At 73.0% G+C, this 20,084-nt stretch carries 6 protein-coding genes and 1 pseudogene; 6 read left to right on the top strand and 1 reads right to left on the bottom strand.

Translation table 11 applies throughout. The annotated features are described in order from the left end of the window. Window positions 1-45: 45 nt before the first annotated feature. A pseudogene (locus AC067M_RS26270) lies at window positions 46-583 on the bottom strand (beta-ketoacyl-[acyl-carrier-protein] synthase family protein); the annotation flags it as partial. A gap of 712 nt (window positions 584-1,295) precedes the next feature. On the opposite strand from AC067M_RS26270, the gene AC067M_RS26265 reads away from it, so the two are divergent. From AC067M_RS26265 to AC067M_RS26240, 6 genes are all read left to right on the top strand, one after another. Beyond that, window positions 1,296-1,850, top strand: a complete 555-nt coding sequence (locus AC067M_RS26265) for a NuoB/complex I 20 kDa subunit family protein (protein WP_393629949.1) — start codon at window positions 1,296-1,298, stop codon at window positions 1,848-1,850. Next, window positions 1,847-2,533 carry an NADH-quinone oxidoreductase subunit C gene (locus AC067M_RS26260; RefSeq protein ID WP_478699487.1) on the top strand — a complete coding sequence of 229 codons (687 nt, stop codon included), beginning with the start codon at window positions 1,847-1,849 and terminating at the stop codon, window positions 2,531-2,533. Before AC067M_RS26265 ends, AC067M_RS26260 begins: the two co-directional genes overlap by 4 nt. Continuing rightward, entirely contained in the window at window positions 2,530-3,870 is a 1,341-nt protein-coding gene (locus AC067M_RS26255) for an NADH-quinone oxidoreductase subunit D (RefSeq protein ID WP_478699486.1), read from the top strand. Before AC067M_RS26260 ends, AC067M_RS26255 begins: the two co-directional genes overlap by 4 nt. Window positions 3,871-4,205: 335 nt before the next feature. Next, complete coding sequence (locus AC067M_RS26250) at window positions 4,206-5,447, top strand: cytochrome P450 (RefSeq protein ID WP_478699485.1); 1,242 nt, start codon at window positions 4,206-4,208, stop codon at window positions 5,445-5,447. Between the two features lie 333 nt (window positions 5,448-5,780). Continuing rightward, window positions 5,781-18,533, top strand: a complete 12,753-nt coding sequence (locus tag AC067M_RS26245; RefSeq protein WP_478699484.1) for an SDR family NAD(P)-dependent oxidoreductase — start codon at window positions 5,781-5,783, stop codon at window positions 18,531-18,533. 12 nt (window positions 18,534-18,545) lie between these two features. Beyond that, the coding region (locus tag AC067M_RS26240) for a type I polyketide synthase (protein WP_478699483.1) at window positions 18,546-20,084 on the top strand (1,539 nt) is incomplete at its 3' end.

Here is a 20,084-nt window from a genome sequence, read left to right as displayed (position 1 = left end):
GCAGCTGCACCGCCGGCTCGTGGGCCGTACTGATCGGCCATCACGGGCCCACTGCGTGGCCGGCAGCAGCATCACGTCGTTGCGGAGCGGAAGCCTGTTGGCCAGGGCGATGTCCAGGCCCGGCAGCGCCGGGGTGCTGGAGTGACTGGTGATCAGGCAGTCGATGTCCGAGGCGTCCAGCCCGGCGATCTGCAGGGCCCCGCGCGCCGCACGCTCCCCGTAGGACTGCACGGCCTTCCAGGCCGGGGCGGTGCGCTCCTGGACGGTCTGCGGCGCGGGTATCGCCTCGAGAGCGGCGATCACGCGGTCCACGTCCTGCTGGGTGAACCCGTCGCGTGCCAGCGCCTTTTGGGCGGGCCCGATGCCGACAGCCCGCAGGCCGCCGCCGTGGCCGGGCGCGACAGTGGTCTCCAGGGGCAGCATCCACCCGCGGGTCTCGATGCCCGTACTGGATGCGATGGCGTCGATCCGCGGCGCCCACGCCGCGTGCGGGTGCCGGTCGCGCACCTCCGCGACGATCTGGCTGGTCTCCACGGCGTGCTCGCCGTGTACCCACGGCAGGAGGACAGAGGTGAGCGGCCATGATGCGGCACCTTTCCAGGGGAACAAGCAGGGACGTTCGTCTTGAGCATGGGTGCTAATTGGATATTTCCGCTGTGATGTGGACGACTTGGACAGCCCTTGGCCGCGTGACACGGCACACACCGCTGAACAGGGGCCCTCGGGGCGGTTCCGCAAGTCGTGCCCGACGTGCCGTCACCGACGCGGCGGACGCGTACTGGTGATCCACCGTCAGGTGGTGAAGGTCACAAACGGGATGCCGGATCGTATGTCGCAGATCACAGCCGCCCGTGCTTATGATGCACGCGCTCGAGCTTGTGAACTGCCTCACATGTTGTGCGGTCCATCGGTCAAGGACGACTGGAAGGGAGGCCAGGGGCGTGAACATCTACGCACCCGTCCTCGTGCTCGGAGCCCCCAGGCGACGTTCGCCCTCTTCCCTGTGCGCGTCACACCGAACGGTTCGACCAGGCAGAACTTGAAGCGACGAGTGCGGCATCGAGCTCACTTCCGCACCTGTCGGCGGCGACGCCTCCCGATCAAGTGCTGCCTGACGGCGGTGATCTCGCCGTCTTCGACGGCGAGATCACCCGCCCGGGCTCACCTTCGGCTCGCTGACGCTGTCGGGGCTCGTGGAGACGCTGCTCTTTGACGCTCTCCGCCGTCGGTCACGCGTACGTCTGGCGCGACGGCCCGGAACGGCACCAACGGACTGGAAGGACTGAGGGACCCCCATGGGACTCGAAGAGAAACTGCCGAGCGGATTCCTGCTGACCACCGTCGAACAGGCCTCGGGCTGGGTGCGGAAGGCGTCCGTCTTCCCCGCGACTTTCGGCCTCGCCTGCTGCGCCTTCGAGTTAATGGCGGCCGGCGCGGGCCGGTATGACCTCGCACGGTTCGGCATGGAGGTCTTCCGCGGCTCACCGCGCCAGGCCGACCTGATGATCGTCGCCGGCCGGGTCAGCCAGAAGATGGCGCCCGTGCTGCGGCAGATCTACGACCAGATGCCGAACCCCAAGTGGGTCATCTCCATGGGGGTGTGTGCCTCCTCGGGCGGCATGTTCAACAACTACGCGATCGTCCAGGGCGTCGACCACATCGTTCCTGTCGACATCTACCTGCCAGGCTGCCCGCCCCGCCCCGAGATGCTGATGGACGCGATCCTCAAGCTCCATCACAAGATCCAGAACTCGAAGCTCGGGGTCAATGCGGAGGAAGCCGCCCGCGAGGCCGAGGAAGCGGCGCTCAAGGCGCTCCCGACCATCGAGATGAAGGGGCTCCTGCGTTGACCGGCGGCGGCACACCGCCCACCTGTGCCCATGCGAACGGCAGCGAACAAGCCCCCGCCGCACCGGAGACAGCCGGTGAATCCGTCGGCGTCCGTCAGCCTGGCCCGTCTTTCCGGCCGTACGACGGCCCGGGGCGCGCGCCCGGCGAGAAAGGCGTCCTGGACCTGGTCGTCGACGAACTCGAGAGGGCGCTGAAGGAACAGGGACTCGACCCTGACCTCGCCATAGTCAACAAGGTCGCCGACCGCGGCGAACTCACCTTCCACATCGAGCGCGAGCACCTCGTGCCGGTGGCCAGGACCCTGCGCGACGACCCCGCGCTGCGCTTCGAGTTGTGCACGGGCGTCCTCGGTGTCCACTACCCCGGCGACCAGGGCCGAGAGCTCCACGTCGTGTACCACCTGCGCTCGATCACCCACGGGCGGCTGCTCCGCCTGGAAGTCTCGGCGCCCGGCACCGACCCCCGCGTGCCCTCGCTGGTGCAGGTCTATCCGACCACCGACTGGCACGAGCGCCAGACCTACGACTGCTTCGGGATCGTGTTCGACGGTCACCCGGCCCTGACCCGGATCACTCTGGACGACCGGCAGGGCTTCCCACAACGCAAGGACCACCCCTTGGACGGTGTCGCCGTCGAGTACAGGGGCGCCCGGATCAACCAGCGGAGGTCGTACAGCCGATGACCACCTCACACGTGCACGCCACCCCCGCGTCCAGCGCTCGCGAGACGACCGAGGGCACCGTCTACACGGTCACCGGCGGGGACTGGGACGAGGTCGTGCAGTCCATCGCGCGCGCCGACGACGAGCGCATCGTCGTCAACATGGGCCCCCAGCATCCGTCCACCCATGGAGTGCTCCGGCTGATCCTGGAGATCGACGGCGAGACCGTCACCGAGGCGCGCTGCGGCATCGGCTACCTCCACACCGGCATCGAGAAGAGCATCGAGTACCGCACGTGGACGCAGGGCACGACGTTGGTGACCCGCATGGACTACCTCACGTCGTTCTTCAACGAGACGGCGTACTGCATGGGCGTGGAGAAGCTGCTCGGCATCGAGGACGACATCCCCGACCGGGCCACGATCATCCGGGTGCTCCTGATGGAGCTGAACCGGCTCTCCTCGCACCTGGTGTGCATCGCCACCGGCGGTATGGAGCTCGGCGCCACGACGGTGATGATCTACGGGTTCCGTGACCGTGAACTCATTCTCGACGCATACGAGTTGATCACCGGTTTGCGGATGAACCACGCGTTCATCAGGCCGGGCGGACTCGCCCAGGATCTGCCGGCCGGGGCCGTCGACCAGCTGCGCGACCTGGTCAGGACGCTCAGGAAGAACCTTCCGGAGTACGACAAGCTCGCCACCGGCAACCCGGTCTTCAAGGGCCGCATGCGCGACGTCGGCTACCTCGACCTCGCCGGCTGCATGGCGCTCGGCGTCACGGGGCCCATCCTGCGCTCCACCGGCCTGCCGCACGATCTTCGCAAGGCCGAACCGTACTGCGGCTACGAGACGTACGACTTCGAGGTGCCGACTGCCGACTCCTGCGACGCCTACGGCCGCTTCCTGATCCGCCTGGAGGAGATGCGGCAGTCGCTGCGGATCGTCGAGCAGTGCCTCGACCGGCTGGAGCCGGGGCCCGTGATGGTCGCGGACAAGAAGATCGCCTGGCCCGCCCAGCTGGCGCTCGGTCCCGATGGTCTCGGTAACTCCCCCGACCACATCAAGGAGATCATGGGGGGCTCCATGGAGGCCCTGATCCACCACTTCAAGCTGGTCACCGAGGGCTTCCGGGTCCCGCCCGGGCAGGCCTACGCCACTGTCGAGTCGCCCAAGGGGGAGCTCGGCGCGCACGTCGTCTCCGACGGCGGCACGCGCCCCTACCGGCTCCACTTCCGCGAACCCTCCTTCGCCAATCTGATGGCCCTGGCGGCGATGTGCGAAGGCGGCCAGCTGGCCGACGTCATCGTCGTCGTCGCGTCCATCGACCCCGTTCTGGGAGGCGTCGACCGCTGACGGAACCGTAGAAGCGTCACTCGGCGGGCGGCCCGGTCGATCTGCCCCGGCCCGCCCGCCTCGGCATTCCGGCCCGAGTGCGGGCGAATCGATGTGCGGTTTGCGACAGCACAGCTGTCTGTCATCGAGAAAAAGGCCGTCAGCCCTCCCTGAAGGACAGCTCAGCGTCAACCCAACTTCTACAGAGGGCTCTTGACGATCTTTCCGGGATCGGGTGACACTGCTGTTGCGTTTGACGTCCCTTGTTGCGTCAGTGTAAATCTGGAGAGCTTATGTCGTTGGAACAGCCAGCCGTCCCACGATTAAAAAGCGCCACCGAGGTTTCCCGAAACGAGTTGCCCGCCGTTCTGGGCGGGTTCGACCTCAGCGATCAAGACCGGTTCGGCGACGGATTCCCGCATGAGGTCTTCGCCCGGCTCCGCCGGGAAGCGCCCGTTCTGCTGCACCCACCCGGGCGCACCCGCGACGGTGAGAACTTCTGGGTGCTCTCCCGCTACGCCGACGTGGTCGAGGCCGCGGCGCATCCGCTGCTGTCCTCCCAGGGTGGCGGTGACCGCGAGGGCGGCGGCACCCACCTCGACGACCTGCCCGCCGGCACCTACTCCGGCGCGATGCTCAACATGACCGACGACCCCCGGCACCGGCTGCTGCGCGAGCTCGTCACACCCTCGGTCACCGGCCCGGTGCTGGACGCGCTGACCCCGACCATCACGGAACGCGCCGAGGCGATCATCTCCGAAGTGGTCCAACGAGGTTCCTGTGACTTCCAGAACGACGTCGCCGGCAGGTTCTCCGTCGAGGTGGTGGCCGCGCTGATGGGCGTGCCCCGCCAGGACTGGCCGCAGTTCGTCGACTGGACCGAGGTGGTGATGGGCTACGAGGACCGTGAGTCCGGCGAGTCCTCCTCGCGGAGCCAGGCGGCGCTGCTGGCCATGTACCAGTACGGCGTCAAGCTGATCGCCGAGAAGCGGGCCAACCCGGCGCAGGACTTCCTGTCCGTGATCGCCGCCGGTGACCTGCCGGAAGGCCACGGCGAGCCGCCGCTGCGCGAGTACGAGCGCGAGGTGTTCGTCAACCTGCTGTCCCTGGCCGGGAGCGAGCCCACCCGTAACGTGATCGCGGTGGGCCTGCTCGCCCTGGCCGAGCGGCCGGACCAGTGGCAGGCGCTGCGCGCGGACCGGTCCCTGCTGGACAGCGCCATCGAGGAGATGATGCGCTGGTCCACGCCGACGCCGTACAACCGGCGCACGGCCACCGAGGACTTCACGTTCAACGGCGTGCAGATCCGGCGCGGGGACAAGGTGACCCTGTGGTGGTCCTCGGCCAACCGGGACGAGAGCGTGTTCGCCGACCCCATGACCTTCGACGTGCGCCGGGACCCCAACCCCCACGTGGCCTTCGGCTGGGGGCCGCACAGCTGCCTCGCGGTGGACCTGGCCCGCCTCGAACTACGCACGCTGTTCAGCGTGTTGCTCGACCGGGTGGCCGAGGTGCGGCTGACCGGTCCGGTGCCGTGGGCCAACAACAGCAAGCACACGGTGGCACTGAAGGTGCCTGTGGAGTTCGTCCGGGCCTGAGCACCCGTGGCCTGCCGCTCGCGGCCGGCGCCGCGACCCGGACCGCCGCGGCGGTCCGGGGGCGGCGGTCACAGGGTGGTGACCCCGGCACGCCCGAGCGTGCCGTCTGCCGGTGCCCGAGGCCTGTCTGCTGTCGATGATCGATCTGGAGTGTGGCCGGCCTGCCGCCGCCACAGGCCGGGCCGGCGGCGTGCCCGCCGGCCGAACGTGCCGGGTGCGCGGAATCGGCCCTTCCGGCCTGCCCGCAGTGTCGCGGTAGCCGTCCGCCCGGAGTGACTTCCGGCAGATCTGACGTGTCCTCACCAATGTTGTGACGTGGAGGGGGAATCCCGGGTGGGTAACTCTGCTTGCCAAGAACCGGTCGCGGTCGTCGGCCTGGCCTGCCGGCTGCCGGGTGCGGCGAACCCTGCTGAGTTCTGGCAGCTGTTGCGGGACGGGCGGGACGCGCTGGGCGAACCCGGTCCGCGTCGCTGCCACCCGGATGGCCCAGCCGTGCCGGTGCTGCCCTCCGGTGAGCCGGTGCGGGCGGGTTTCCTGGACCAGGTCGACTCGTTCGACGCGGGGTTCTTCGGCGTCTCGCCCGGAGAGGCGGCCGTGCTGGACCCGCAGCAGCGGCTGGTGCTGGAGCTGGCCTGGGAGGCGTTCGAGGACGCCGGGATCATCCCGGGCGACGGCGACGGCGACGGCGACGGCGAAGGCGAAGGCGGCACCGGGGTGTACGTCGGCGCCACCTACGACGACTACGCCGCGCTGCGCGGCGCCCGGCTGAGCCCTCACTCGGCCACCGGCCGTAACCGAGCGATGATCGCCAACCGGGTGTCCTACGCGTTGGGCCTGCGCGGGCCGAGCCTCGTGGTGGACAGCGCGCAGTCCTCCGCGCTGGTCGCGGTGCACCTGGCCTGCCGGGCGCTGGCGGCGGGGGAGTGCACGGTGGCGCTGGCCGGCGGCGTCAACCTGAACATCTCCCAGGACGGTTACGACGTCACCCGGGCGCTGGGCGCGCTCTCGCCGGACGGACGCTGCTACACCTTCGACGAGCGGGCCAACGGGTTCGTACGCGGCGAGGGCGGCGCCGTACTGGTACTCAAGCCGCTGTCGGCGGCACTGGCCGACGGGGACACCGTGCACGCGGTGATCCGGGGCAGTGCCACCAACAACGACGGCGGCGGCGATTCGCTGACCGCCCCGCGCCAGGAGGCGCAGCAGGACGTGCTGCGCATGGCCTGCGCGGCGGCCGGGGTGTCCCCGGCCGAGCTGAGTTACGTGGAACTGCACGGCACCGGAACGCCACTGGGCGACCCGGTCGAGGCCGCGGCGCTGGGCACGGTCGCGCGGCGCGAGCGGCCGCTGCTGGTCGGCTCGGTCAAGACGAACATAGGTCACCTGGAGGGCGCGGCCGGAATCGCCGGTCTGGTCAAGACGGTCCTGTGTCTGTCGCGCCGGCAACTGGTGCCCAGCCTGAACTTCCGCACCCCCAACCCGCGGATCCCGTTGGCGGAGCTGGGGATGCGGGTGGTCACGGAGACCGGGCCGTGGCCCACCGTGGAGGGCCCGCTGCTGGCCGGAGTGAGCTCGTTCGGCATGGGCGGGGCCAACTGCCACGTGGTACTGGCCGAGCCGCCCACTCCCGGCGCAGCGCCGGATCGCGAGGCCGGGCGGTACGACGGGCCGGTGCTGGTGCCGTTGTCCGCCCGGGCTCCGGCGGCACTGGCCGAACTGGCCGGCCTGGTGGGCGAGTCGGTGCCGGGGTCCGTGGTGGACCTGGCCTACTCGCTGGCCACCACACGCAGCCGGCTGGAGCGGCGGGCGGTGCTGGTCGCGGAGTCGGCCGAGGAGGCGTCCGGCCTGCTGGAGGCGCTGGCCGGCGACATGCCGAACGCGCGGGTCGTGCGCGGCACCGCTGTCGAGGGGCGGACGGTGTTCCTGTTCGCCGGCCAGGGCAACCAGCGGCCGGGCATGGGCCGGGAAATCTACCGGCGCCACCCCGTGTTCGCCGCGGCGGTGGACGAGATCTGCGAGGAGATGCGCCCGCACCTGCCACGGCCGCTGCTGGAGGTGGTCTTCGCCGAGGAGGGTTCGGCGGACGCGGCGCTGCTGGACGATCCGACCTACACGCAACCCGCGTTGTTCGCCGTCCAGGTCGGGCTCTTCCGGCTGGTCGAGAGCTGGGGGGTCACCCCGGACGCGGTCCTCGGCCACTCCTTCGGCGAGCTGGCCGCCATGCATGTCGCCGGGGCGATGTCGCTGGCCGACGCCTGCGCGCTGGTGGCCACCCGCGGCCGGCTGATGCACGAGATCCCGCCCGGTGGGGCGATGGTGCTGGTGGAGGCGTCCGAGGCGGAGCTGCTGCCGGACGTCGAGGGGACCGGCGGACTGGTGTCGATCGCCGCGCTCAACAGCCCGACCGCCACGGTGCTGTCGGGGGACGAGGACGCCACGCTGGCGATCGCGGGCCGCTGGTCCGGCAGGGGCAGGCGCACCCGGCGGATCCAGGTCCCGATGGCCAGCCACTCGTCACACGTGGACGGCATCCTGGACGGGATGCGCGCGGCCGCGGCCCGGATCGACTGGCGGCGGCCGACCCTGCCGGTCCTGTCCTCGCTGACCGGTGCCGAGCTGGACGTGACCGGGGTGGACTGGCCGGAGTACTGGGCACGGCACACCCGCGACACGGTGCGGTTCGCCGACGCGATCGCCGCGGCCTGCGCGGGCGGCGCGCGTACGTTCCTGGAGCTGGGTCCGGACGGGACGCTGAGCGCGATGGGCCCGGGCAGCGCGCCGCAGGACGCGGCGTTCGTCCCCGCGATGACCGGCGGCGAGCGCCCGGACCTGAGGTCGTTGCTCACCGCGGTGGCCCGGGTGCACGTGCGCGGTGTCCCCGTGGACTGGGCCCGGTTCTACGAGGGCTCCGGGGCCCGGCGGATCCCGCTGCCCACTTACCCGTTCCAGCGGCGGCGGCACTGGATCGCCGGGGTGACGGCCTCCGGCGGCACGACGTCCGCACCGGTGGATGCGCCGGCGGCACAGACACCGGAGCGGCCGGTCTCGCGACTCGCCGGGCTGCCCGCGTCCGAGCGGGAGCAGGCGGTGCGCGCGCTGGTGCGCGCCGAGGTGGCCGCGGCGCTGGAGCTGGAGTCGGCCGAGCGGCTGGACGTGCGCCGCACGTTCCGGGACCTGGGTTTCGCCTCGCTGATGGCGGTGGAGCTGGGGCAGCGGCTGACCGAGGTGACCGGGCTGCGGCTGCCCGCCACAGTCGTACTGGACCACCCGACCCCGGAACGGATCACCGAGCACCTGATCGCGGAACTGGCCGCCGGGACACCGATCGCCGGGACACACTCCGAGCCGACGGTGGCGGCGCCCGCGGCCGAGCCGATCGCGATCGTCGGGATGGCCTGCCGGTTCCCCGGCGGCGTGGGCTCGCCGGAGGACCTCTGGGACCTGGTGGCCTCCGCCGGTGACGCGGTCGGCGGGTTCCCCACCGACCGCGGCTGGGACCTGGACGCGTTGTTCGACGCCGATCCGGACCGGCCGGGCCGCAGCTACGCGCGCACCGGCGGTTTCCTGTACGGGGCCGCCGAGTTCGACGCGGGACTGTTCGGCATCTCGCCGCGCGAGGCGCTGGCCATGGATCCACAGCAGCGGCTGCTGCTGGAGACCTCCTGGGAGGCGCTGGAGCGGGCCGGGATCGACCCGCTGTCGCTGCGTGACAGCGCGACCGGGGTGTTCGCCGGAGTGATGGCACAGGACTACGGCCCGCGGATGCACGAGGGCGCCGCCGGCCTGGACGGCTACCTGCTGACCGGCACCACGGCCAGCGTCGCCTCCGGCCGGATCGCCTACACCCTGGGGCTGCGGGGCCCGGCGGTCACCGTGGACACGGCGTGTTCCTCGTCGCTGGTGGCGGTGCACCTGGCGGCGCAGGCGCTGCGCACGGGGGAGTGCTCGCTGGCACTGGCCGGCGGGGTGACGGTGATGTCCACGCCGGGCATCTTCGTGGAGTTCTCCCGGCAGCGCGGGCTCGCGCCGGACGGCCGGTGCAAGTCCTTCGCGGCCGCGGCCGACGGCACCGGATGGGCGGAGGGCGCCGGGCAACTGGTGCTGGAGCGGTTGTCCGACGCGCGCCGCAACGGCCACCGGATCCTCGGCGTGCTGCGTGGTTCGGCGGTGAACCAGGACGGCGCGTCCAACGGTCTTACGGCACCCAACGGCCCGTCGCAGGAGCGGGTGATCCGCACCGCGCTGGCCGCCGCGCACCTGTCCGCCGCGGATGTGGACCTGGTGGAGGCGCACGGTACCGGGACCGCGCTGGGCGACCCGATCGAGGCGCGGGCGCTGCTGGAGACCTACGGCCGGGACCGCGGGGACGACCCGGTGTGGCTGGGGTCCCTGAAGTCCAACATTGGCCACACCCAGGCGGCGGCCGGGGTCGCCGGTGTCATCAAGGTGGTGCAGGCGATGCGGCACGGCCTGCTGCCCCGCACGCTGCACGTGGACGAACCCTCGCCCCATGTGGACTGGTCGGCCGGCGGGGTGCGGCTGCTCACCGAGGAGCGGCCGTGGCCGGAGCGCGACCGGCCGCGCCGCGCCGCGGTGTCCTCGTTCGGGATCAGCGGCACCAACGCGCACGTGATCGTCGAGCAGGCGCCCGAGACGGCGGCGGAACCCGCGGTGGAGCCGAACACGGCGCTGCGGTCCGGTCCGGTGCCGGTACTGGTGTCCGGGCAGACCGCGACCGCGTTGCGCGCGCAGGCGGAGCGGCTGGCCGCGCACCTGGAACAGCGGACCGAGCCGCGCCTGGAGGACGTCGCGCGCGCGGCCGCCGCCTCCCGGGCGCGGCTGGAGCACCGTGCCGTGTTCACCGCCACCGACCGCGCGGACCTGCTACGGGGACTGCGCGCCCTGGCCGCCGACGAGGAATCGCCCGGCCTGGTGCGCGGGGTGGCCGATGTGGACGGTCGCACGGTGTTCGTGTTCCCCGGTCAGGGTGCGCAGTGGGAGGGGATGGCGGTCGAGTTGCTGGATTCCTCGCCGGTGTTCGCGGCGCGGATGGCGGAGTGTGCGGCGGCGTTGGGTGAGTTCGTGGACTGGTCGTTGCTGGGTGTGCTGCGGGGTGAGGCGGGTCAGCCGTCGTTGGACCGGGTGGATGTGGTGCAGCCGGTGTCGTTCGCGGTGATGGTGTCGTTGGCGGCGTTGTGGCGGTCGTTCGGGGTGGAGCCCGATGCGGTGGTCGGTCATTCGCAGGGGGAGATCGCGGCCGCCTGCGTGGCGGGGGCGCTCTCCCTGCGCGACGCCGCGAAGGTGAGCGCGCTGCGCAGCGCCGCGCTGGGCGCGTTGGCCGGCGCCGGCGGGATGATGTCGGTGGCGCTGCCGATCGCCGAGCTGGAACGGCGGCTGGCGGCCCGCGCCGACCAGGTGTCGGTGGCCGCCGTCAACGGGCCCGCCGCGGTGGTGCTTTCCGGCGAACCCGGCCCGCTCCGGGAACTGGTCGCCGAGCTGACCGCCGAAGGGGTGCGGGCCCGGCTGGTCGCGGTGGACTACGCCTCGCACTCCGAGCAGGTGGAAAGGATCCACGCCGAACTGCTGGACCGGCTCGCCGGACTGGAGCCGCGCAGCGCCGAGATCCCGTTCTACTCCACGGTGACCGGCAAGCGACTGGACACGGCGCTCCTGGACGCCGAGTACTGGTACCGGAACTTACGCCGGACCGTCCGCTTCGAGGAGACGATCCGGGAGCTGGACCGCGCCGGACACCGGGTGTTCGTGGAGGCCAGCCCGCACCCGATCCTGACCGCGGCCGTGCAGGACACCGTCGAGTCGGCCGGCAGCACGGCCGTGGTGGTCGGTTCGCTGCGCCGCGACCAGGGCGGCCCAGGCCGGTTCCTGCTGTCGCTGGCCGAGGCTCACGTGCGCGGCGTCCCCGTGGACTGGACCGCGGCGTTCGGCGCCGGAGGCCGCCGGGCGGAGCTGCCCACCTACGCGTTCCAGCGGGAGCGCTACTGGCTGTCCCCACGGTCGGGCGGATCGGACCCGGCCGCGTTTGGGATGGACACCACCACCCACCCGCTTCTGGGCGCGACCGCTTCGGTGGCCTCCACAGGTGAGCTGCTGCTCACCGGAGAGCTGTCCCGGCAGCGCCAGCCGTGGCTGGCCGACCACACGGTGTTAGGCACCGCGGTGCTGCCCGCCGCGGCTTTCGTCGAGCTGGCCGTACGAGCCGGGGACGAGGCCGGCTGCCGGTCGCTGGAGGAACTGACCGTGCACGCGCCGCTGCCGCTGCCCGAGCGCGGCGGCGTGCGGGTGCAGACGGTGCTCGGCGCACCGGGCGAGGACGGCGGCCGCGCCGTGGACGTGTACGCGCGACAGGGCAGCGGACCGGAGTGGACACACCACGCCACCGGCAGGCTCTCCATGGCCGATGTGCCCGCGCCCGAGATCGGCGGCTGGCTGCCCGAGAGCGCCACCCTGGTCGAGCCGGCCGACCGCTACCCGGCACTGGCGCGGCTCGGCTACGGCTACGGGCCCGTGTTCCAGGGCCTGCGCCGGTTGTGGCGGCACGGCGAGGAACTCTTCGCCGAGGTCGCCCTGCCCGAACCGGCGGCGGGGGAAGCCGCGTCGTTCGGGTTGCACCCGGCACTGCTGGACGCGGCGTTGCAAGCGGCCCTCCCGGCCGACGGCACGGCCGACGCCGCTTCCACGACCCTGCTGCCGTTCGCGTTCACCGGGGTCCGGCTGTACCGGGCCGGTGCCGCCGCGGCGCGGGTGCGACTGCGCCCCGCGACCGGGGGAGCCGTGTCGGTCACCGTGACCGATGGCGAGGACAACCCCGTCGCCGTGATCGACTCGCTGGCCTTCCGCCCGGTGACCGCCGGACAACTCACCGTCGGCCGCCAGGACCACCTGTACCGCACCAGCTGGGTTCCGCTGGTGGTTCCGGCGCAGGACGGTGCGTGGACGGTGTCGGAGGGTCCGGGCGGGCTGGAAGAGCTGGGCGAGCAGGTGCCCGCCGTGGTGGGTGTTCCGACGGCCGGGGTCACCGACGCCCTGGCGGTGGTGCAGCGCTGGCTGGCCGAGGAGCGGTTCGTCGGGTCCCGGCTGGTGCTGCTCACGCGCGGTGCCGTCGCCGCCGGGCCGGGGGACCCGCCGGTCGACCCGGACGCGACGGCGGTATGGGGCCTGGTGCGCAGCGCGCAGACCGAGAACCCCGACCGCTTCGTCCTGGTGGACACCGACGGGCACGTCGCGTCCGAGGCGTTGCTGCCCCGGCTGGCGGTGACGGATGAACCGCAACTGGCGGTGCGTGGCGGGCGGGTGTTCGTGCCGCGGTTGGGCCGGGTGTCCGAGGTGGGTGGGGGTGTGCCGTGGTCGGCTGGGGGCACGGTGCTGGTCACGGGGGCGAGTGGGGCGCTGGGGCGGTTGGTGGCGCGGCATCTGGTGGAGCGTCATGGGGTGCGTGGTCTGGTGCTGGCTTCTCGGCGGGGTGGTGAGGCGCCGGGGATGGCGGAGCTGGTCGTGGAGTTGCGTGGGCGGGGTGCCGAGGTGGCGGTGGTGGCGTGTGACGTGGCCGAGCGGGAGGCGGTGGCGGCGCTGCTGGCCGCGCATCCGGTGACCGCGGTGGTGCACGCCGCCGGGGTCCTCGACGACGGGGTGCTGGCCGCACTCACCCCGCAACGGGTGGCCGAGGTGTTCCGGGCGAAGGTGGACGGCGCGCGGCACCTGGCCGAGCTGACCGGCCCGGAGCTCACCGCGTTCGTGCTGTTCTCCTCGGTGGCCGGGACGTTGGGCAACGCCGGGCAGGCCGCGTACGCGGCGGCCAACGCCGCACTGGACGGACTGGCCGCACAGCGCCGCGCCGCCGGGTTGCCCGCCACCGCGGTCGCCTGGGGACTGTGGGCCGAGAACAGCGGGATGACCGAGCGGATGGCCGACACCGACCGGGCCCGGCTCGCCCGCGCCGGGGTGTTGCCGCTGGACTCCGGCACCGCGCTCGACGTGTTCGACGCGGCCACGGCACTGGAGGATCCGGTGCTGGTGGCCGCCCGGCTGGACCTGGCGGCGCTGCGCGAGCGGGCGGCCGAAGGTGTGCTGTCCCCGGTGCTGCGCGCACTGGTGCCGTCGGTGCGCCGCGCCGCCGTCACGGATCGTACGGCGGACGGCGCCGACGGGCTGCGTCGGCGGCTTGCCGAAGGGGAGCCGCTTCGGGTGCTTCAGGACCTCGTGCTGACCCAGGCGGCGGTGGTGCTCTGCCACTCCGACCCCGGCGGGCTGTCACCGGACCGGCCCTTCAAGGACGTCGGTTTCGACTCGTTGACCGCGGTGGAACTGCGCAACCGGCTGAGCCGGGTGACCGGAGTACGACTGCCCGCGACGCTGGTGTTCGACCACCCCACCCCCGCAGGACTGGCCGGGTACCTCAGGGACCAGCTGGTCGGCGGCACCGCCGCGACGAGCACCCCGGCGGCCGCCTCCCCGGTCATGAGCGCGGACGAGCCGATCGCGATCGTCGGCATGGCCTGCCGCTTCCCGGGCGGGATCGCCTCGCCGGAGGACCTCTGGGACCTGGTGGCCCGCGGCGGCGACGCCATCGGCGGGTTCCCCACCGACCGCGGCTGGGACGTGGCCGGCCTGTACGACCCCGACCCCGACCGGGCCGGTCACTCCTACACCCGGCACGGCGGCTTCCTCTACGACGCCGGCCGGTTCGACGCCGGCCTGTTCGGGATCTCGCCGCGCGAGGCGCTGGCCATGGACCCGCAGCAGCGGCTGCTGCTGGAGACGGCCTGGGAGACGCTGGAGCGGGCGGGGATCGACCCGTCCTCGGTCCGCGGCAGCCAGACCGGCGTGTTCACCGGCGTGATGTACCACGACTACGCGGCCACGCTGCGCGAGCTGCCCGAGGGCGTCGAGGGGCACTTGCTCACCGGCACCGCAGGGAGCGTCGCCTCCGGCCGGGTCGCCTACACGTTCGGCCTGCAGGGGCCCGCGGTCACCGTGGACACGGCATGTTCCTCGTCGCTGGTGGCGGTGCACCTCGCGGCTCAGGCGCTGCGTTCCGGGGAGTGCTCGCTGGCGCTGGCGGGCGGGGTGACGGTGATGGCCGAGCCGACCACGTTCACCGCGTTCTCCCGGCAGCGCGGGCTGGCCGCGGACGGGCGGTGCAAGCCCTACGCCGGGGCGGCCGACGGCACCGGCTGGTCCGAGGGCGTCGGCCTGCTGCTGCTGGAGCCGCTGTCCGCGGCACGCCGCAACGGGCATCGCGTGCTGGCCGTGGTGCGCGGTTCGGCGGTGAACCAGGACGGCGCGTCCAACGGTCTCACGGCACCCAACGGTCCCTCGCAGGAACGGGTGATCCGCTCCGCGCTGGCTGCCGCAGGACTGCGCGCACAGGACGTCGACGCGGTGGAGGGCCACGGCACCGGGACACCGCTGGGCGACCCGATCGAGGCGCAGGCGCTGCTGGCCACCTACGGCGCCGACCGCGACCGGCCGTTGTGGCTGGGGTCGATCAAATCCAACATCGGACACGCGCAGGCCGCGGCCGGAGTGGCCGGCCTGATCAAGATGGTGCAGGCGCTGCGGCACGGGGAGCTGCCCCGCACCCTGCACGTGGACGAGCCGTCCCCGCACGTGGACTGGGCGTCCGGGGGAGTGCGGCTGCTCACCGAGGCCCAGCCCTGGCCGGACACCGGCCGCCCGCGCCGCGCCGGGGTGTCCTCGTTCGGCATCAGCGGTACCAACGCGCACGTCATCGTCGAGCAGGCGGAGCCCGAGCAAGCCGACGAGTCCGGTGCGGCGCAACCGCACACCGAGCCGCGGCTGTGGCCGGTCGCGCTGTCCGGGCAGACCGAGGACGCCCTGCGCGAGCAGGCCGCGCGGCTGGCCGCGCACCTGACCGACCACCCCGGCGACAGGGTGCTGGACATCGCCTGGTCCAGCGTGGCCGGCCGGGCCGCCCTGGAACACCGCGCCGTCGTGCTGGCCGCCGACCCGGAGCAGCTGGGCGAACGGCTCGGCGCACTGGCCGAGGGCCGGGACACCCCGGGCGTGCCGCGCGGCACCGCGACCGACGCGGCGCGGCGGGTGGCGTTCGTGTTCCCCGGGCAGGGCGCGCAGTGGGCCGGGATGGCGCTGGAACTCCTCGACTCCGCACCGGTGTTCGCCGCCCGGCTCGCCGAGTGCGCCGCCGCGATCGAGGCCCACACGGACTGGTCGGTGCTGGACGTGTTGCGCGGCGCGCCGGGCGCGCCGGGGCTGGAGCGGGTGGATGTGGTGCAGCCGGTGACCTTCGCGGTCACCGTGTCGCTGGCCGCACTGTGGCGCGCGCACGGCGTGGAACCGGAGGCGGTGATCGGCCACTCGCAGGGCGAGATCGCCGCGGCCTGCGTGGCCGGGGCGCTGTCCCTGGCCGACGCCGCCGCGGTGGTGTGCCTGCGCAGCCGCGCGCTGACCGAACTGTCCGGCAAGGGCGCGATGATGTCGGTGGCGCTGCCCGCCGAGGAGTTGCGGACCCTGTTCACCGACGACCGGCTGGGCGTGGCCGCGATCAACAGCCCCACCTCCACCGTCGTCTCCGGAGATCCGTCCGCCCTGGAGGAGCTGCGGGCCGACTGCGCGTCGCGCGGGGTGCGGACCCGGCACATCGCGGTGGACTACGCCTCGCACTCCACCCAGGTCACCGCCGTAAAGGACAGCCTGGCCGGTCTGCTCGCCGACATCAGCCCGCGGGCGACGCCGATCGACATGTACTCCACGGTCACCGGGCAGCGGCTGGACCCCCGTGAACTCACCGGCGCGTACTGGTACACCAACCTGCGCCAGACCGTCCGGTTCGCCGACGCGGTGCGCGCCGCGCTGGACGCCGGGATCGGCACCTTCCTGGAGATCAGCCCGCACCCGGTGGTCGCCCCGGGCGTGCAGGAAACCGTGGACGCCGCCGGGGCGCGGGCCGCCGTACTGTCCACGCTGCGCCGCGACGACGGCGGCTGGCCGCGGTTCGCCCAGTCGCTGGCCGAGGCGCACGTGCGCGGGGCCGGCGTGCGGCTGGCCGAGGTGTTCGAAGGCACCGGCGCACGACGGGTGGACCTGCCCGCCTACGCCTTCCAGCACCGCTGGTACTGGCTGGCCCAGCAGGCCCGGTCGCGTGCCGACACCTGGCGCCACCGCGTCGAGTGGCGCGCCGCGGGTGCGCCGAAGCGCACCGAACCGGACGGCGAGTGGCTGGCCCTGGTGCCCCGCTCCGGCGTGGCACAGGACTGGCTGGAGACGCTCACCGGCGGCCTTCCGGTGCGCGCCGTCACGGTGGACACCGAGCACGCCGACCGTGCCGCCCTGACCGGCCGGCTGCGCCGCGCGCTGGCCGAGCACACCCCACGCGGCGTGCTGTCCCTGCTGGCCGCCGACCGCCGCCCGCACCCCGAGCATCCCGTGGTGCCCGCCGGAGCGGCGGCCACCCTGGCACTGGTTCAGGCGCTGGGCGACCTGGACGTGGCGGTGCCGTTGTGGCTGGTGACGTCCGGCGCGGTCAGCACCGGCGACAGCGATCCGGTGCGCGAGCCGAGCGCGGCGCAGGTGTGGGGGCTGGGCCGGGTGGCGATGCTGGAACACCCCACGTTCTGGGGCGGCCTGGTCGACCTTCCCGCCGAACTGGACGCGGCCGCGCTGGAACAGCTGCGCGGCGTGCTGGCCGGCGGCTGGGGCGAGGAGGACCAACTGGCCGTACGCGCCGGCGGTACGCTGCTGCGCCGGCTGGTGCGCGCCCCGCTCGACGGCGGCGGCGGCGTCGCCGGCGGCTGGCAGGCCAGGGACACCGCGCTCGTGACCGGCGGCACGGGCGCGCTGGGCCCCGAAGTCGCCCGCTGGCTGGCCGGACTCGGCGTCCGGCACGTGGTACTGCTCAGCCGCAGCGGAGCGAAGGCGGAGGGGGTCGCCGAGCTGGCGGCCGAACTCGACGGCCTCGGCGTGCGGCTGACCGCGCGGGCCTGCGACATCGCCGACCGGGCCGCCGTGGCCGCGCTGCTGGCCGGGTTGCGTGAGCAGGGCGAGGCGGTGCGCACCGTGGTGCACGCCGCCGCGCTGATGCGGCTGGCCGCACTGCCCGACACCGACCTGGCCGAGTACGCCGACGTACTCACCGCCAAGGTCCAGGGCGCCCGGAATCTCCTCGAACTGCTCGACCCGGCAGAGCTGGACGCGCTGGTCTTCTACTCCTCCATCGCCGGGGTGTGGGGCAGCGGCGACCACGGCGCCTACGCCGCGGCCAACGCCGAGCTGGACGCGCTGGCCGACCAGGCCCGCGCGGCCGGAGTGCCGGTGACCTCGGTGGCCTGGGGCGTGTGGGACGGCGCCCGCTTCCCCGAAGGGGTGGACGCGGGCCAGCTGCGCCGCCAGGGCCTGCCGCTGCTCTCGCCGGGGCCGGCGCTGGACGCCCTGCGAACCATCCTCGAGCGCGCCGAGACCGGGCTGTCGGTGGCCGACGTGGACTGGCCGAAGTTCATGCCGCTGTTCGCCTCGGCCCGCAGCAGGCCGCTGTTCGCCGAGATCCCCGAGGCGCAGCGCGCGCTGTCCGGGGCGTCCCGGCCGGAGGCGTCGCAGCCGTCAGGTTCCTCCTGGGCGCAGCGGCTGGCCGGGCTGTCCGACACCGAACGCCGCAGCACCCTGCTGCGGCTGGTGCGCGAGCAGGCCGCCGTGGTGCTGGGCCACTCCGGCCCGTCCGAGATCGACGCGGACCGGGCCTTCCGCGAACTGGGCTACGACTCGTTGACCGCGATCGAGCTGCGCAACCGGCTCGGCGAGGTCAGCGGGCTGACGCTGCCGGCCACCCTGGTGTTCGACCAGCCCACCCCGGCCGCGGTGGCCGAGTACCTGCGCACCCGGCTGGCGCCCCCCGAGCCACCCCTCCTCGCAGAACTGGACCGACTCGCCGAGCGGCTGTCCGGGGTGGACACCGACGCCGAACGGGCCGACATCGAAACGCGGCTGCGGTCGATGCTGTCGCTGATCGGCACAGATGAGGACGACATCGACTTCGACCCGACGTCGAACGAGGAGATGTACGACCTCATCGACCGCGAACTCGGAGCGAACTGAAGGGGGTTGGGCATGTCCGAGGAAGAGAAGCTGCGCGGCTACCTGAAGCGGGTCATGGTCGACCTGCGCAAGGCCAACCGCCGCCTGCAGGAGATCGAGCAGACCCGCACCGAGCCCGTCGCCGTCGTCGGCATGGCCTGCCGCTACCCGGGCGGGGTGCGCTCCCCGGAGGACCTGTGGCGAGTGCTGGCCGAGGGGCGGGACGTCACCGGCGAGCTGCCCACCGACCGCGGCTGGGACATCGAGGGCATCTACGACCCGGACCCGGACCGCTCCGGCCACTCCTACGTGCGGCGCGGCGGCTTCCTGGACGACCCGGGCGAGTTCGACGCCGGCTTCTTCGGGATCTCGCCGCGCGAGGCACTGGCCATGGACCCGCAGCAGCGGCTGCTGCTGGAGACCTCCTGGGAGGCGCTGGAACGGGCCGGGATCGACCCCACCGGGCTGCGCGGCAGCCGCACCGGCGTGTTCGTCGGCCAGAACCACCAGGAGTACGGCACCGCCCTGGCACACGCCCCGGCAAGCGTCGAGGGGCACCTGGTCACCGGTGTGGTCTCCAGCGTGCTGTCCGGCCGCGTCTCCTACACCCTCGGCGTCGAGGGGCCGGCGATCACCGTGGACACCGCCTGCTCCACCTCGCTGGTCACGCTCCACCTGGCCGTACAGTCGCTGCGCAACGGGGAGTCATCGCTGGCCCTGTCGGGCGGTGTGACCGTGCTGGCCAGCCCCGGGCCGCTCATCGAGTTCAGCCGCCAGCGGGTGCTGGCCGCCGACGGCCGGTGCAAGGCGTTCTCCGCCGGGGCCGACGGCATGGGCATGGCGGAGGGCGCCGGTGTACTGGTGTTGGAACGGCTGTCCGACGCGCAACGCAACAACCACCCGGTGCTCGCCGTCATCCGCGGCTCCGCGGTCAACCAGGACGGCGCCTCCAACGGACTGACCGCCCCCAACGGACCCTCCCAGCAACGGGTCATCCGCGCGGCGCTGAACGCTGCCGGTCTGTCCCCCGCCGACATCGACCTGATCGAGGCACACGGCACCGGCACCTCCCTGGGCGACCCCATCGAGGCACAGGCGCTGCTGGCCACCTACGGCGCCGACCGCGACCGGCCGTTGTGGCTGGGCACCGTGAAGGCCAACATCGGACACACCCTCGCCGCCGCCGGGGTGGCCGGGGTGATCAAGTCCGTGCTGGCGCTGAACCACGGGACCGTGCCGAAGACGCTGCACGCGGAGACTCCGTCCCCCCACATCGACTGGTCGTCCGGCACCCTGTCGCTGGCCACCGAGGCGGTGCCCTGGCCCCGCGGTGAGCGGCCGCGCCGTGCCGCGGTGTCCTCCTTCGGCATCAGCGGCACCAACGCGCACGTCATCCTGGAGGAGGCTCCCGACCCGGCCACACCAGCCGACGAAGCGCCGGAACCGGTTGCCGAGCCCGCGAGGGTGTCTGCCGTGTCGGAGCCGGTGCTCTCGTTGCCGGTGCCGGTGGTGCTCTCCGGTCGTAGCGCCGACGCGCTGCGTGCCCAGGCCGCCCGGTTGTGTGAGTTCGTC

It is taken from the genome of Streptomyces sp. NPDC043427 (assembly GCF_056436655.1).
Note: the sequence above shows the minus strand (reverse complement) of the source record. Positions and strands in the feature narration are given on the sequence as shown.

What these genes read in the sequence shown, in the direction of transcription:
- AC067M_RS26265 (WP_393629949.1), top strand. Translation starts at nt 1,296, where the DNA reads ATGGGACTCGAAGAGAAACTGCCGAGCGGATTCCTGCTGACCACCGTC.
- AC067M_RS26255 (WP_478699486.1), top strand. Translation starts at nt 2,530, where the DNA reads ATGACCACCTCACACGTGCACGCCACCCCCGCGTCCAGCGCTCGCGAG.